General features: G+C 66.8%; 16 protein-coding genes. 12 read left to right on the forward strand and 4 right to left on the reverse strand.

What is annotated here, in order from left to right; all coding sequences use genetic code 11:
• A partial coding sequence (locus ACFDSW_RS09860; protein WP_375250117.1) for an aminotransferase class I/II-fold pyridoxal phosphate-dependent enzyme occupies window positions 1-407 on the forward strand: 407 nt, incomplete at its 5' end.
• Between the two features lie 80 nt (window positions 408-487).
• Window positions 488-916: an acyl-CoA thioesterase gene (locus ACFDSW_RS09865; RefSeq protein ID WP_375250118.1), complete on the forward strand. Its 429-nt coding sequence runs from the start codon at window positions 488-490 to the stop codon at window positions 914-916.
• A gap of 25 nt (window positions 917-941) precedes the next feature.
• Here the strand turns inward: ACFDSW_RS09865 and ACFDSW_RS09870 are convergent, their stop codons facing one another.
• Window positions 942-1409, reverse strand: coding sequence for a winged helix-turn-helix transcriptional regulator (locus ACFDSW_RS09870; RefSeq protein WP_375250129.1), 468 nt, complete (start codon window positions 1407-1409; stop codon window positions 942-944).
• A 190-nt stretch (window positions 1410-1599) separates the two neighbouring features.
• On the opposite strand from ACFDSW_RS09870, the gene ACFDSW_RS09875 reads away from it, so the two are divergent.
• From ACFDSW_RS09875 to ACFDSW_RS09890, 4 genes are all read left to right on the forward strand, one after another.
• Window positions 1600-1935: a hypothetical protein gene (locus tag ACFDSW_RS09875; RefSeq protein WP_375250119.1), complete on the forward strand. Its 336-nt coding sequence runs from the start codon at window positions 1600-1602 to the stop codon at window positions 1933-1935.
• A gap of 150 nt (window positions 1936-2085) precedes the next feature.
• Window positions 2086-4230: a RelA/SpoT family protein gene (locus tag ACFDSW_RS09880; RefSeq protein ID WP_375250130.1), complete on the forward strand. Its 2145-nt coding sequence runs from the start codon at window positions 2086-2088 to the stop codon at window positions 4228-4230.
• A 76-nt stretch (window positions 4231-4306) separates the two neighbouring features.
• A complete protein-coding gene (locus ACFDSW_RS09885; RefSeq protein WP_375250120.1) occupies window positions 4307-5728 on the forward strand; it encodes a M48 family metalloprotease in 1422 nt (473 codons plus the stop codon).
• A gap of 25 nt (window positions 5729-5753) precedes the next feature.
• The gene (locus ACFDSW_RS09890) at window positions 5754-6773 is read left to right on the forward strand and encodes a glycosyltransferase family 2 protein (protein WP_375250121.1); all 1020 of its coding nucleotides are present in this window, start codon (window positions 5754-5756) and stop codon (window positions 6771-6773) included.
• 21 nt (window positions 6774-6794) lie between these two features.
• Here ACFDSW_RS09890 and ACFDSW_RS09895 read toward each other — a convergent pair whose 3' ends face one another.
• Entirely contained in the window at window positions 6795-8081 is a 1287-nt protein-coding gene (locus ACFDSW_RS09895) for an aspartate kinase (protein WP_375250131.1), read from the reverse strand.
• A 52-nt stretch (window positions 8082-8133) separates the two neighbouring features.
• On the opposite strand from ACFDSW_RS09895, the gene ubiG reads away from it, so the two are divergent.
• Window positions 8134-8913, forward strand: coding sequence for a bifunctional 2-polyprenyl-6-hydroxyphenol methylase/3-demethylubiquinol 3-O-methyltransferase UbiG (ubiG, locus tag ACFDSW_RS09900; protein WP_375250122.1), 780 nt, complete (start codon window positions 8134-8136; stop codon window positions 8911-8913).
• 32 nt (window positions 8914-8945) lie between these two features.
• Here ubiG and ACFDSW_RS09905 read toward each other — a convergent pair whose 3' ends face one another.
• Complete coding sequence (locus tag ACFDSW_RS09905) at window positions 8946-9158, reverse strand: hypothetical protein (RefSeq protein ID WP_375250123.1); 213 nt, start codon at window positions 9156-9158, stop codon at window positions 8946-8948.
• Between the two features lie 150 nt (window positions 9159-9308).
• Between ACFDSW_RS09905 and ACFDSW_RS09910 the strand changes: the two genes are divergently transcribed.
• Window positions 9309-11150 carry an ABCB family ABC transporter ATP-binding protein/permease gene (locus tag ACFDSW_RS09910; RefSeq protein WP_375250124.1) on the forward strand — a complete coding sequence of 614 codons (1842 nt, stop codon included), beginning with the start codon at window positions 9309-9311 and terminating at the stop codon, window positions 11148-11150.
• Window positions 11151-11276: 126 nt separating this feature from the next.
• Here ACFDSW_RS09910 and rpmG read toward each other — a convergent pair whose 3' ends face one another.
• Window positions 11277-11444, reverse strand: coding sequence for a 50S ribosomal protein L33 (gene rpmG, locus ACFDSW_RS09915; protein WP_066648079.1), 168 nt, complete (start codon window positions 11442-11444; stop codon window positions 11277-11279).
• A 196-nt stretch (window positions 11445-11640) separates the two neighbouring features.
• Between rpmG and ACFDSW_RS09920 the strand changes: the two genes are divergently transcribed.
• The 4 genes from ACFDSW_RS09920 to ACFDSW_RS09935 all read left to right on the forward strand — a co-directional run.
• Window positions 11641-11946, forward strand: coding sequence for a hypothetical protein (locus tag ACFDSW_RS09920; protein ID WP_375250125.1), 306 nt, complete (start codon window positions 11641-11643; stop codon window positions 11944-11946).
• A gap of 4 nt (window positions 11947-11950) precedes the next feature.
• Window positions 11951-12529 (forward strand): TMEM165/GDT1 family protein, encoded by a 579-nt coding sequence (locus ACFDSW_RS09925; RefSeq protein ID WP_375250126.1) that lies wholly within the window; start codon window positions 11951-11953, stop codon window positions 12527-12529.
• Between the two features lie 94 nt (window positions 12530-12623).
• Window positions 12624-13121: a Dps family protein gene (locus ACFDSW_RS09930; protein WP_375250127.1), complete on the forward strand. Its 498-nt coding sequence runs from the start codon at window positions 12624-12626 to the stop codon at window positions 13119-13121.
• 90 nt (window positions 13122-13211) lie between these two features.
• Window positions 13212-14261: cisplatin damage response ATP-dependent DNA ligase (locus ACFDSW_RS09935; RefSeq protein WP_375250128.1), on the forward strand; the 1050-nt coding region annotated here is incomplete at its 3' end.

Genomic DNA, 14261 nt, shown 5'->3' on the forward strand with positions numbered 1-14261 from the left:
TCGACTATGGCGCCTTCACGCCGATCCAGGCCGCCGCCTGCGCCGCGCTCAACGGGCCGCAGGATATCGTCGAGAAGAACCGCCAGCTGTATCACAAGCGCCGTGACGTGTTGGTCGAAAGCTTCGCGCGGGCCGGCTGGGACATTCCCAGCCCGCGCGCCTCGATGTTCGCCTGGGCGCCGCTGCCGCCCGCGCTCCAGCATCTCGGCAGCCTCGAATTCTCGAAGCAGTTGCTGACCCATGCGAAGGTCGCGGTCGCGCCCGGCGTTGGCTATGGCGAACTGGGCGAAGGCTATGTCCGCATCGCGCTGGTCGAGAACGAACAGCGGCTGCGTCAGGCGGCGCGCAATGTGAAACGGTACCTGCAAAGCATGGGGGTCAACACGCCGGGCAAGGCGGCGGGCTGACCCGCCTTCTCGACGGCGTCGCCTCATACGCCATACCGACGCCGGTTGACCCGTCTCCGCCGCGCCGCCAAAGCTGGCGCATGTCCCGTCCCGGCTTCGCCTTTTCCACCCGCTTCAAGGTTCGCTATGCCGAGATCGACGGCCAGAAGGTCGTCTTCAACTCGCGCTATCTCGAATATGCCGATGTCGCGGTCACCGACTTCTGGGAATGGACCGGCATCGGCGACGCGCTGGGCACGTTATGGCATGAAACCGAATTTCACGTTCGCCGTGCCGAAGTGGATTATCTCGTCCCCTTTACCTGGGGCGATGAAGTGGAGGCGTTCGTCCGGGTCGAGCGCGTCGGCACCTCCAGCATCACCAAGCGGTTCGAACTGACGAAGGCGGGGACGGAGCAACTGTGCGCGGCGATCACGATCGTCAGCGTTCACGTGCACCTGCCGACCGGGCGCCCTGTGCCGGTGCCACAAGCGATCCGCGATCATATCGCGTCCCTGCCGCAGGGTTGACGCACCGAACGGGCGCCGTGCCGCGCTATTCCGCCGCCGCGGCATCCACGTCGCCCGGCAGCGCCCAGTGCAGGTCACCTTTGCCGAGCCGGCGGCCATCGTGGCTCAAGACCGCCACTTCCTGGATCGGGCGACCGTCGCGCACGTCGACCAGGATCGGGAACGCCGGGCAGCCCGTTTCCCAACGCTCCCCCCATTGCCGCAGCGCGATCATCGTCGGCAGCAGCGCAAAGCCCTTTTCGGTCAGCTTATAGACGATCTTCCGCCGGTCCTCCGGCACCGATCCGCGCTCCATGATCCCGTGCTCTACAAAGCGCGCCAGCCGGTTGGCGAGGATGTTGCGCGCGATGCCCAGCTCCTGCTGGAACTCCTCGAAATGATGCAGGCCATTGAACGCAGCGCGCAGGATCAGAAAGGCCCATTTCTCGCCCATCGATTCCAGAGCCGCCGGCAAACTGCACTCGGCCAGATTTTCACGCACTTTATTGTCCACGCTCCATACCTCACGCGATCCGCAGGACAGGTCAACCCCGCGCGCCGTTCCGGGCGGCGGGGATATTCCATATTGCATGACATGTAAAAAAGGGTTTCGAAACGCTACTCGCACATGCGAGTTTCGACTTGCAACCTGCATCTCCCTCATATAGGTAGCGGTCTGCAACTTACTTTCTGGAGTCGCTGTCATGATCCGTTCTGTGATCGCCGCTATCGTCGCCTCGGCCGCTATCTTCGCCGCCGCCGGCGTGTCGGCAGAGCCTATCGGCTATTATGTCGCCACGCCCGTCGCGCAGCCGGCCAAGCCGCGGCTGATCACGCGCTCCACCGTGTGGCAGATGAAGGACGGCGCCCTCGTCGCCGCTCGCGCTCCCGAGCGTGATACCATCCTGTGCCAGCTCCTCGCGCGCGACGTCGGCGGGCTGACCGCATTCAGCGCGGGCGGCAAGGCTTATGACGCGGATCAGCTCGCGACCTGCAACGCGAAGGCCGGCATTACCGCCACCGCGATGGCAAAGAATTGATTTCTCGTCCCCTTTGACGAAAAATAGCGGGTCGCTGGTGGTCAGCCAGTCCGCCCGCGATCAAGGCCTCGGTCGGAACTCCCCCGACCGGGGCCGTTTTTTTGTCACACAATGTTGCAATGCGGTCCTATTCCGCCGCATCGTGTGACCGTGCTCAGACAGTATGAACTGGTTGACCGGGTTCTCGACTATGACCCCGACGCGGATGAGGCGATGCTCAACCGCGCCTATGTCTTTTCGGTCAACGCGCACGGCACGCAGAAGCGCGCCAACGGCGACCCTTATTTCAGCCACCCGATCGAGGTGGCGGGCATCCTGACCGAACTGCACCTCGACGACGAGACGATCGCCACCGCGATCCTACACGACACCGTCGAGGACACCGTCGCCACGTCGGAGGAGATCGAGCGGATCTTCGGGGCCAATGTCGCACGGCTGGTCGATGGCGTCACCAAGTTGAGCAAGATCGAGGCGCAGACCGAGAACGAGCGCGCGGCGGAGAATCTGCGCAAGTTCCTGTTGGCGATGTCGGGGGACATTCGCGTGTTGCTGGTGAAGCTGGCCGACCGGCTGCACAACATGCGCACCCTGCACTTCATCCCCAAGCCGGAAAAGCGTCGTCGCATCGCCAGGGAGACGATGGACATCTACGCGCCGCTCGCGGAGCGGATCGGCATGTACGAGTTCATGAAGGAGATGCAGACGCTCGCCTTCGCGCAACTCGAGCCGGAGGCGTATGAGTCGATCACCCGCCGGCTCGGACAGCTCAAGGAAGGTTCCGATGGCGACCGCATCGCCAAGATCGGCTCGGGGCTCAAGCTGCTGCTCGGTCGGGCCGGGGTCGAGGCGCAGGTGTCGGGGCGTGAAAAACATCCCTACTCGATCTGGCGGAAGATGCAGGAACGCCACATCAGCTTTGAGCAATTGTCGGATATCATGGCGTTTCGCGCGATCGTGCCGACCGAGGAGGAATGCTATCGCGCGCTGGGCATCATCCACCGCCGCTGGCCGATGGTGCCGGGGCGCTTCAAGGATTATATCTCCACGCCGAAGCGCAACGGCTATCGCTCGCTTCATACCAGCGTGATCCACGCCGAGAACCGCCGCATCGAGATCCAGATCCGCACCCCGGAAATGCACGCCGAGGCGGAGTTCGGGCTGGCCGCGCACTGGGCCTACAAACAGGCGGTGATCGCCGACAAGCCGGGCGCGAGCGCCCCCGCGGCACGGCTGCGCCCCGACGCGCAACAGGGGTGGATCGCCGATCTGGTCGAGATCCTCGATACCGCCGCGACGCCCGAGGAGCTGCTCGAACATACCCGCATCGCGATGTACCAGGATCGCATCTTCGCCTTTACGCCCAAGGGCGAACTGATCCAGCTCCCCAAGGGGGCGACGCCGATCGACTTCGCCTATGCGGTGCATACCGATCTGGGTGACCAGGCGGTCGGGGCGAAGATCAACGGCCGGGTCGTGCCGCTGTCCACGGTGATCGAAAACGGCGATCAGGTGCAGGTGCTGCGATCGAAGGCGCAGGTGCCCCAACCGGCGTGGCTGAACGTCGCGATCACCGCCAAGGCGCTTGCGGCGATCCGTCGTCACCTGCGGCACGAGGAACGCGACCAGACGATCGCGCTGGGGCAGCAATTGTACGACGATATCGTCGCGCGCCTGCCTGCCGCGCTGGCCGCCAATGCGCGCGACGAGGCGCTGCGCCGGTTGAAGCTGCCCGACGAAGCGACGCTGCTGCAGGCGATCGCGCGACGCACGCTGACCGATGGCGAGGTGATGGAGGCGCTGATGCCCGGATCGGCAGGCGCGGACCTGGCGCATGCGCCGCCGCAATCGAGCGCGATCTCGATCCAGGGCCTCGCGCCCGGCGTCGCCTACGAACTGGCGGAATGCTGTCATCCCGTACCGGGCGACCGGATCGTCGGCTTGCGCCGGCCCGACGCCTCGATCGAGGTCCATGCGATCGACTGCCGCGTGCTCGCCGATCTGGCGGAGCGTAGCGAGGAGGAGACCGATTGGGTCGACGTCCAATGGGGCGACAAGACCGAGGGCGCGGTCGCGCGGATTTCCGTGCAGGTGCGCAACGAACCGGGTGCGCTCGGCATGCTGGCGACGGTGATCGGCCGGCACAAGGCGAACATCATCAACCTGCGGCTCGACAACCGCGACGCGCGTTTCCACACCAACACGATCGATGTGGAGGTGCACGACGCGCATCAATTGATGCGTCTGCTGGCCGCCCTGCGCGCGGCAGAGGCGGTCAATGCGGCGGAGCGGGTATAGACGGCGAGCCCCCGCCCCGCTTGCAACCGATCCCCCTCCTCCCGCATTGCCCCGACGAAGGGGAGGAATAGGATCCATGTTTCGCCTGATGCTTGCCGTACCCGTGCTGGCCATGCTGGCATCGCCAGCCGCCGCGCAGTCGATCTCCGCGTCCGACAAGGCGCAGGGCGCGAAGGCCAATCCCGCCCTGCTCGCCGAATTCGGCGGCAGTTACGATGGTCCGCAGGCCGCCTATGTCGAACAGGTCGGCAAGCGCGTCGCGGTGCAATCGGGCCTGTCGAACGCGAAGGGCGATTTCACCGTCACGCTGCTCAACTCGCCGGTGGAAAACGCCTTCGCGATCCCCGGCGGCTATGTCTATGTCACCCGGCAGCTGATGGCGTTGATGAATTCCGAAGCGGAACTTGCTTCGGTGATGGGGCATGAGGTCGGCCATGTCGCCGCCCGCCACGCCGCCGGGCGGCAACGCACCGCCTCGATCGGCGGGGTGCTGGCGGGGATCGTCGGCGCGGTGGCGGGCAATGGCGCGATCGGCCAGCTGGTCGGCGCCGGCGCGCAGCAGGCAGCGGGGCTGTACACGCTGAAATACGGCCGCGAACAGGAATATGCCGCCGACTCGCTGGGCGTGCGGTACATCACCGCGGCCGGCTATAATCCCTATGCCGCCGCCGACATGCTGGCGCAGCTCAACGCCGCGACCACGCTGCAGGCGCGGGTCGCGGGCAAGGACGCCAATGCGATCCCCACCTGGGCGTCCACCCATCCCAACAGCCTCGATCGCGTGCGCCGCGCCGCCAAACTGGCCGCGGATACCGGACGGCCCGATGTCGCCGCCGCGCAGGATACCGCCTTTCTGCGGCGGCTCGACGGGCTGCGCTACGATGACGATCCCCGCGAGGGCGTGATCGAGGGACAGACCTTCCGCCACCCGGCGCTGCGGCTGCGGTTCACCGCGCCGACGGGCTATACGATCGCGAACGGCGCCGACGCGGTGACGATCGCCGGCAGCGGCGGGCAGGCGCAATTGCGCAGCGCGGCCGCGACCAGCGACCTTCCCGCCTTCGTCACCGCGCGCTTCCGCTCGCTCGGCGCATCGACCACCGGCGAGGTGCGCACGGGCACCGCCAACGGCCTGCCTTTTGCGACGACGACCGTGCGGGCGTCCGCGAATGGCCAGCCGGTGGACGCCACGATCGTCGCCTATCGCTTCCCCGCCGCCACCAACTGGTTCACGATCGTCACCCCGGCGGGCCGCGGCACGGGCGCGCTGACCCCGCTGCTTGAGAGCGTCGCCGCGCTGTCGCCCTCCGACGCCGCCGCGATCAAGGGCAAGCGCATCCGCATCGTGACGGTGAAGGCCGGCGACACGATCGACAGCCTCTCGGGCCAGATGGCCTATCCAGCCTTCCGGCGCGAACGCTTCCTCACGCTCAATGGCATGAGCGACGATCGCGATCTGCGCCCCGGCATGCTGGTAAAGGTCGTGACGTCGGGCTGACATGTCGCTAAAGCGCGGCGCCACCATGCACCGTCCTGCCCTCTCGGTCGTCATCCCCTGTTACAACGAAGAAGCGACGTTGCCGCTTCTCCATGCCCGCGTCGCCGCCGCCGCGCGCGCCGCCGTTGGCGACGATCATGAGATCGTCCTGATCAACGACGGCTCGCGCGATCGAAGCTGGCCGGTGATGCAGTCGCTGGCGGCGCAGGATGCGCGCGTCGTGGCGATCAACCTGTCGCGCAATCACGGCCATCAGCTCGCTCTGACGGCGGGGCTGGATCTCTGTTCGGGGCAACAGATCCTGATCATCGATGCCGATCTGCAGGATCCGCCGGAACTGCTGGCGGACATGCGCGCGATGATGGCGCGCGAGCAGGCCGATGTCGTTTATGCCGTCCGGCGGCAGCGCGCGGGCGAGACTTTTTTCAAGAAGGCCACCGCTGCCGCCTTCTACCGCGTGCTCGATCGCGTCACCGACACGCCGATCCCGCTCGATACCGGCGATTTCCGGTTGATGACGCGGCGCGCGCTGGATGCCTTGCTGTCGCTGCCCGAACAGGCACGCTTCATCCGTGGCATGGTGGCATGGGTAGGGTTCCGCCAGGTGCCCTTCCCTTATGACCGGGCGGAGCGGCACGCGGGCGAAACCCATTATCCGTTCGGCAAGATGGTGCGCCTCGCGCTCGATGCGGTGACCGGCTTCTCCACCGCGCCGTTGCGCTGGGCGAGCCATTTGTCGGTGCTGTTGGCAGGATGTTCGCTATTGCTGCTGTTCTACGTCGCTTACGGCTATTTCAGCGGCGGTCGGGTGCAGGGCTGGACTTCGACGATGCTGGTGGTCGTCACGCTATCGGCGGCGCAGATGTTCGTGCTGGGGATGATCGGCGAGTATCTGGGGCGGCTGTATATCGAGGCGAAACGCCGTCCGCTGTATCTGGTCGCGGATATCGCCGGCACCGCGCGTGGCCGGGCCACATTGGGATTTCAGGCGGAAGCGACGCGCATCCCCGACGCGCAGGTCGCGAGCGACGCCCCGGCGGCGTAGCGCCGGGGCCGCCGCCCCTCGTTACCCCGCATCTTCCGCGTCCAGCCCGTAAGCGGTGTGCAGCACACGCACCGCCAGTTCGGTTTCGTCCTCGTGGATCAGCACCGATACCTTGATCTCGCTGGTGGAAATCGCCTGGATATTGATCCCACGCGCGCCCAGCGTCGAGAACATCGTGCTCGCGACGCCCGCATGGCTGCGCATGCCGACCCCGACGACGCTGATCTTCGCCACCCGGGTATCATGCACCAGCTCGCCGAAGCCGATCGCCTCGCGCGCCTGGTTCAGCGCCTCGATCGAGCGCGCCAGATCGGCGGCGGGGACGGTGAAGGTGACGTCGGTCGCGCTGGCGCTGCCGCCATTGCCGCCGCCCGCGCTTTTGTGCGCGATGTTCTGAATGATCATGTCGACGTTGATATTCGCCGCCGCCAGCGGCTCGAACACGCTCGACACCGCGCCCGGCTTGTCAGGCACCGCGGTCAGCGTGATCTTCGCCTCGTTCTTGTCGTGTGCGATGCCGGTGATGAGCTGGCGTTCCACGTCCGTAATCTCCTCTTCGCCCACGATCATCGTGCCGGGCAGCGTATCCGCCATCGGGGCGTCCTCGCCTGTGAACGACGACAGCACCTGCACGCGCACCTGTTTCTTCATCGCCAGACCCACCGAGCGGGTCTGAAGCACCTTGGCGCCGACGCTGGCCAGTTCCAGCATCTCTTCATAGGTCACCTTGGCCAGCTTGCGCGCGCGCGGCACGATACGCGGATCGGTGGTATAGACACCGTCGACATCGGTGTAGATGTCACAGCGGTCGGCCTGCATCGCCGCCGCCACCGCGACCGCCGACGTATCCGATCCCCCGCGCCCCAGCGTGGTGATCCGCGCCGCCGCCGACACGCCCTGAAAGCCGGGGATCACCGCGACCTCGCCCGCCGACAGGCTGGCATCGAGCGCGGCGGTATCGATCGCGCCGATCCGCGCCTTGGCATGGGCGTCGTCGGTGTGGATCGGCAATTGCCAGCCGAGCCAGGAGCGCGCCGGCACGCCGATCGCCTGCAGGGCGATTGCCAGCAGGCCACTGGTCACCTGTTCCCCGCTGGAAACCACCGCGTCATATTCACGCGGATCGTACAGCGGTGACGCCTCGCGGCAGAAATTCACCAGCCGGTCGGTTTCGCCGGCCATTGCGGACACCACCACCGCGACCTGGTTGCCCGCCTCGACCTCGCGTTTCACTCGCGCCGCGACCGAGCGAATCCGCTCGATCCCCGCCATCGAGGTGCCGCCGAATTTCATGACGATGCGCGCCACAGCCTGGTCCAAACGCCTTGGGATAGAAGGGGCGTCCTGATAGAAAGCCGCCATGACCGACGCAAGCGTAACAACCGATACCATCCTGCCCGAAACGAGCGCGACGGCGGCTGCACCACATGCCTCGATCGTCGCGCGGGAGGCGGCGCATTTCGGCAATCTGGCGCAGGACTGGTGGGACCCGCGCGGATCGTCGGCGATGCTCCACCGGCTGAATCCCGTGCGGCTGCGCTATATCCGCGCCGCGATCGACCTGCACTGGGATCTCGACGACCGCGCTTTCACGCCGCTGCGCGGTCGCGACGCGCTCGACGTCGGATGCGGCGCCGGATTGCTGGCGGAACCGCTCGCCCGGCTCGGCGCGCGCGTGACCGCGATTGACGCCGCGGCGGAGAGCATCGCGGTCGCCCGCGCGCATGCGGCCGAAAGCGCGCTGACGATCGACTATCGCGCAGGTGGGGTCGAGGCGGTGGCGGGGGAAACGTTCGACCTCGTCACCTCAATGGAGGTGGTGGAGCATGTCGCCAGCCCAAGCGCCTTCGTTCAGGGGTTGGCGGCCGCCGTCACGCCGGGCGGAATGCTGGTGATGAGTACCCCCAACCGCACCTGGCTGTCGCGTATCGCGCTTGTCGAGGGCGCCGAGCGGATCGGGTTGATCCCGGCGGGAACGCACCGATGGGGTCAGTTCCTGACGCCCGACGAACTGACCGCGCTGATCGCCGGCGCCGGGATGAGGGTCATTGATGTCACCGGGCTGACGCTGTCGTCCAGCGGCTTCGTGTTGGGCGCGTCGACCTCGCTCGATTATTTCGTGACGGCGGTGAAGGATTGATTCGTTCGGCGGCGACCTTCGCCGTTGGCGGCCTAGCCGCGCTTCTTCATCGGCGTGGCGTCGGTCATCTGCCAACCGACGCGCTCACAGGAGGCGCTGATCACCGGCGCGTCGACGTCGGTATTGCGGGCAAGCGCTGCGGGCATCGCCGCCCGGCACTGCTGGATCGTTGCGTAACGGGCCGGCTCGACGCGCGCCTGCTGGCACCCGGTGGTGCCGTCGCCGCAGCCCATGATCGCCAACATGAAATAGACCGGACCCACAGTAACCTCCTGAAATCCTTGTCACTATTTCATCATCAACGTCTTGCGGCACGCTGCGTTCCCGTGGCATATTCCCGCTTTGGGTAGTAAGGTTGACGTCGAGCCTCCGGTGCACGACATCCGCTGTCGACCATGCCCCCCCAACATCTAACTCCCTCCGGCACCGATCGCCCCCTGCTGCCAACGCTGCGCCGCTTCCTGCCCGATCTGTGGCCGGGCGATGCGCCGGGCATGCGGGCGCGGGTCGTCGGAGCGATGACGCTCGTGATCCTGTCGAAGCTGGTGCAGGTCTATGGCGCGCCGTTCGCGTTGCAGGGTGCGGTGGACGGCATGGCGGTGCCGGCGACCCCGGTATCATTGATCGTGCTGCTGGTGGTCGGCTATGCCGCCGCGCGTTTCGGCACGACGCTGTTCGACAATCTGCGCAACACCGTCTTCGAACGGGTGGGGCAAGAGGCGACCCGGCGGCTTGCGGCGCGCGTATTCCGCCATCTGCACCGGCTGTCGCTGCGCTTTCACCTCGAACGCCGCACCGGCGCGGTCACCAAGGTGGTCGAGCGCGGGACGAAGAGCATCGATACGATGCTGTATTTCCTGCTGTTCAATATCGCCCCGACGGTGCTGGAGCTGGCACTGGTGCTCGGCATCTTCTGGGTGAAATTCGGCTGGCCGCTGGTTGCCGCGACGGTGTTGATGGTCGCGATCTATATCTGGTTCACGCGCCTCGTCACGGACTGGCGGTCGAGCCTGCGGGAGCGGATGAACGACCTTGATACCGGCGCGGTCGCGCATGCGGTCGATTCGCTGCTGAATTTCGAGACGGTGAAATATTTCGGCGCCGAGGAACGTGAGGCGCAGCGTTACGACCGGGCGATGCGCGCCTATGCGCAGGCGGCGGTGACCAGCGAGAACAGCCTCGCCTGGCTCAATATCGGGCAGGCGCTGATCACCAATCTGATGCTCGCCGCTGGCATGGCGTGGGTGGCCTGGGGGTGGAGCCGCGGACAGTTCACTGCGGGCAATGTCGTACTGGTGTCGACATTGCTGTCGCAATTGTTCCGCCCGCTCGACCTGCTCGGTATGGTCTATCGCACCGTGCGGCAGGGCGTGATCGACATGGGCGCGATGTTCGACCTGATCGACACGCCGTCCGAAGTGGTCGACGTGCCCGGCGCTCGGCCGTTGGCGGTGACGCGCGGGCACCTGCGGTTCGAGCATGTTCATTTCGGCTATGATGACGGCCAGCCGATCCTCAAGGGCATCGATCTCGACATCCCGCCGGGGACGACACTGGCGGTGGTGGGTCCGTCGGGCGCGGGCAAATCGACGCTCGCCCGGCTGCTGTACCGTTTCTACGACGTCACCGATGGCCGGATCACGATCGACGGACAGGATATCGCGCGGGTCACGCAGGATTCGCTGCGCGCCGCGATCGGCATCGTCCCCCAGGATACCGTGCTGTTCAACGACACGATCGGCTATAATATCGCATACGGCCGCGAGGGCGCGGGCGATGCCGAAATCGCCGACGCGGCGCGCGGCGCGGCGATCGCCGGCTTTATCCAGCGACAACCCGAAGGTTATGCCACGCGCGTCGGCGAACGCGGACTGAAGCTGTCGGGCGGCGAAAAGCAGCGCGTCGCGATCGCGCGCACGCTGCTCAAAAACCCGCCGATCCTGATTCTCGACGAAGCCACCAGCGCGCTGGACAGCCGTACCGAGGCGGAGATCATGGAGACGCTGGAGGCGATCGAGCGTGGCCGCACCACGATCGTCATCGCGCATCGCCTGTCGACGATCGTCCATGCCGACCAGATCGCGGTACTGGAGGCGGGCCGCGTCGTCGAGCGCGGGACGCACGGCGAGCTGCTCGCACGGGCGGGCCGCTATGCCGAAATGTGGGCGCGGCAAGCCGCCGAGCGTGACGAGCAAACCGAGACGCCGGCGGAAGGCGTCACGATCACCGCCGGGTGAACCGGCGGAAAGCCCCGCCCACCGCCGGTTTCGGATGCACGAAAAGAGCCGCCGGGCGTCCCCTGCGGCTCCTGCAACGTCGGCAGCGACCAGCGCGCGGACGGCCTGCGCCGCCCGCCGACACGCTTACTTGATCTTCGCTTCCTTGAACTCGACGTGCTTGCGCACGACCGGGTCGTACTTCTTGAAGCTCAGCTTCTCGGTCTTGGTGCGCGGATTCTTCTTGGTGACGTAGAAGAAGCCGGTGTCAGCCGAGCTGACGAGCTTGATCTTGACAGTGGTCGGCTTGGCCATGACCCATTCCTACAGCGTATGAAACGAAAATAGCGGCGAAGGCACCCCCGCCGCAACAGACCCGGGCGCATGGCGCATGTGCCCGCGCGAGTCAAGGCTTGCCCCGATGAAGCCCACCCGGAATTAAGCTGGATGTAACCCCCCGCCGCGCATGATGGCGGCAACGAGAGGACCGAGGCGAAGGGAGTGCGGGGCGATGGGCGCGGATAGCGGCGGCATCAGACACGAACTGGCGGCACAAGTGGCGGCGATCGCCTGGCCCGCCGCGCCGAATCGCATCGCCGGCGAGCTGGACCGGATCCGCGCTACCGCCAGCCGGCATGGCCTGTTGCCCGCGGTCGCGGTCGCGAAGGTACTGGAAGCGGCGCTGGCGCGCGGGGAGCGGGGCGTCTTCATCCGCGAGGGACTGCATCTGCTGAGCGAGGCGGTCGCCAGCGAGCGACAGGACGAGATGGCCGGGCGCGCCTTCGCCGCCGCTTGCGCGATCCACCTCGCGACCTGATCGCGTGGATGCGTTCATGGCGGCGCTGGTGCTCGGCGCGCTGACCCAGGGTACCGAGCGGACACCATGGCTGGCGGCAATCCTGGCCGATCGCTGGCGGCGGCCGGGGCGGATGCCGCTGCTGCTGATCGTCGCGGCCATGCTGGCGCTGGCGATCAATTATGCCATCGGGGTCGCCGCCGGCATGGCGCTGACGACGTTGCTGACGCCAGCGGCGAAGCAATTGCTGCTTGCGCTCGCGCTGGTGCTGGCCGGCGTCGGCACCGGCTGGCGGGTGAAACGGCCCGACGATCTGGCGGGCTGGCGCGTCGGCCGCACCGTCACCGCGCTGGCCGGGCTGTTCATCATGGCCTTCGGGGACCGGATGCAGTTCATCGTCGCCGCGCTGGCGATCCGATCTCCGCTGCCCTGGGCATCGGCGGTCGGTGCGACGATCGGCGCGCTGGCGGCGATCGCCCCGGCGGCGTTATTGGGCGAGGCGGCGTGGTGCGCGCTGCCCTGGCGAGCGATCCGGCTGAGCGTCGCGGCGATCCTGACGGTCGCGGGGATCATCCTCGGCTTGTCGGCCGTTTCGCTGATCTGAGTATCAGCTCACGCTGAACGATATTCCCGCAGGAGCCTTTCGCGGGCACCATCGTTACACGAGCGATATCATTCCAGCAACGACGGAGCCGACCGTGGCAGACACCAATCCCGCCCTGCAGACCCCCACCGACCTGGCGCGAAACGACACGCGCAGCGTTGCCGAGGCACTGAACGCCGCGCTGGCCGATTGCTATGCGCTGTACCTGAAAACCAAGAATTTCCACTGGCATGTGTCCGGCCCGCATTTCCGCGACTATCATCTGATGCTCGACGATCAGGCGACCCAGATCCTGGGGGTGACCGACGCGATCGCCGAGCGGGTGCGCAAGACCGGCAACACTACGCTGCGCTCGATCGGTGATATTTCCCGCCGCCAGTCGATCGCCGACAATGACCGCGATTTCGTCTCCGCGGCCGAGATGCTGTCCGAGTTGCGCGACGACAATCTGAAGCTCGTGGAGCGCTTCCGCGAGGTGAAGGACGCCTCCGAGGAAGCGAAGGACAATGCGACGAGCGGCATCGTCGACGATTGGACCGACGAGGCGGAGGAGCGCGCCTGGTTCCTGTTCGAGGCAAGCCGCAAGGGTTGACCGCGCGATGGCGGCGACCGGCATGGAAACGGGCGACGCCGGGACGGGCGTCGATCCTGCCGGTTGCCGCCGCGTCGGAAGGGTCGCGGCGTGAATGAGTTCGCCGCGCTACTCGACGCGCTGATCTATACGCGGTCGCGTAACAGCAAGCTCAAGCTGATCGGCGATTATCTGCGCGTCACGCCCGACCCCGATCGCGGCTGGGCGATGGCGGCGCTGACCGGCGATCTCGACCTGCCTGGCGTCAAGCCGGCGGTAATTCGCGCGCTGATCGAGCAGCGTGTCGACCCGGTGCTGTTTCGAATGAGCCGCGACTATGTCGGCGATACCGCCGAGACGGTGGCGCTGCTTTGGCCGGCGCCCGATACGCCGCCCGCCGATGCTGTGGAAATGGGGGTGGCGGACGTGGTGGAGCGGCTGCGCCACCTGTCCCGCTCGGACGCGCCGGCGGTGCTGGCGGACATGCTCGATCGCCTCGACGCCGACGAACGGTTCGCGCTCTTGAAGATGGCCACTGGCGGCCTGCGCGTCGGCGTGTCGGCACGGCTCGCCAAACAGGCGCTGGCGGATGCCTTCGGGCTCGATGTCGATACGGTCGAGGAGATATGGCACGGACTGGCGCCGCCCTATGCCGAATTGTTCGCCTGGGCGGAGGGCCACGGGGCGCAGCCGACCCCGGCCGACGTGCCGGTGTTCCGCCCGTTCATGCTGGCGCATCCGCTGGACGATCTGCGGGTCGATCTCGCCGATTATGCCGCCGAATGGAAATGGGACGGGATCCGCGTGCAGTTGGTGCATGTCGCGGGGGCGACCCGCCTTTACAGCCGCACCGGCGACGATGTGACGCGCGCCTTTCCCGATGTCGCCGCCGCCTTTGCGACGTCCGGGGTGGTCGATGGCGAGCTGATGGTGCGGGGTGCCTATCAGGGCGGTGAGGCGGGCAGCTTCAATGCGTTGCAGCAACGACTGGGCCGCAAGCTGGTATCGGCGAAGATGCTGGAAGAGGCGCCCGCGTTCGTGCGGCTGTATGATATCCTGTTCGACGGCGACGCGGACCTGCGCGCGCTGCCATGGACCGAGCGGCGGCGGCGGCTGGAAGCGTTCGCGGCGGAACTCGACCCCACCCGCTTCGATGTCAGC

Origin of the sequence: Sphingomonas sp., assembly GCF_042091075.1 — a bacterium.
GTDB lineage: Bacteria > Pseudomonadota > Alphaproteobacteria > Sphingomonadales > Sphingomonadaceae > Sphingomonas.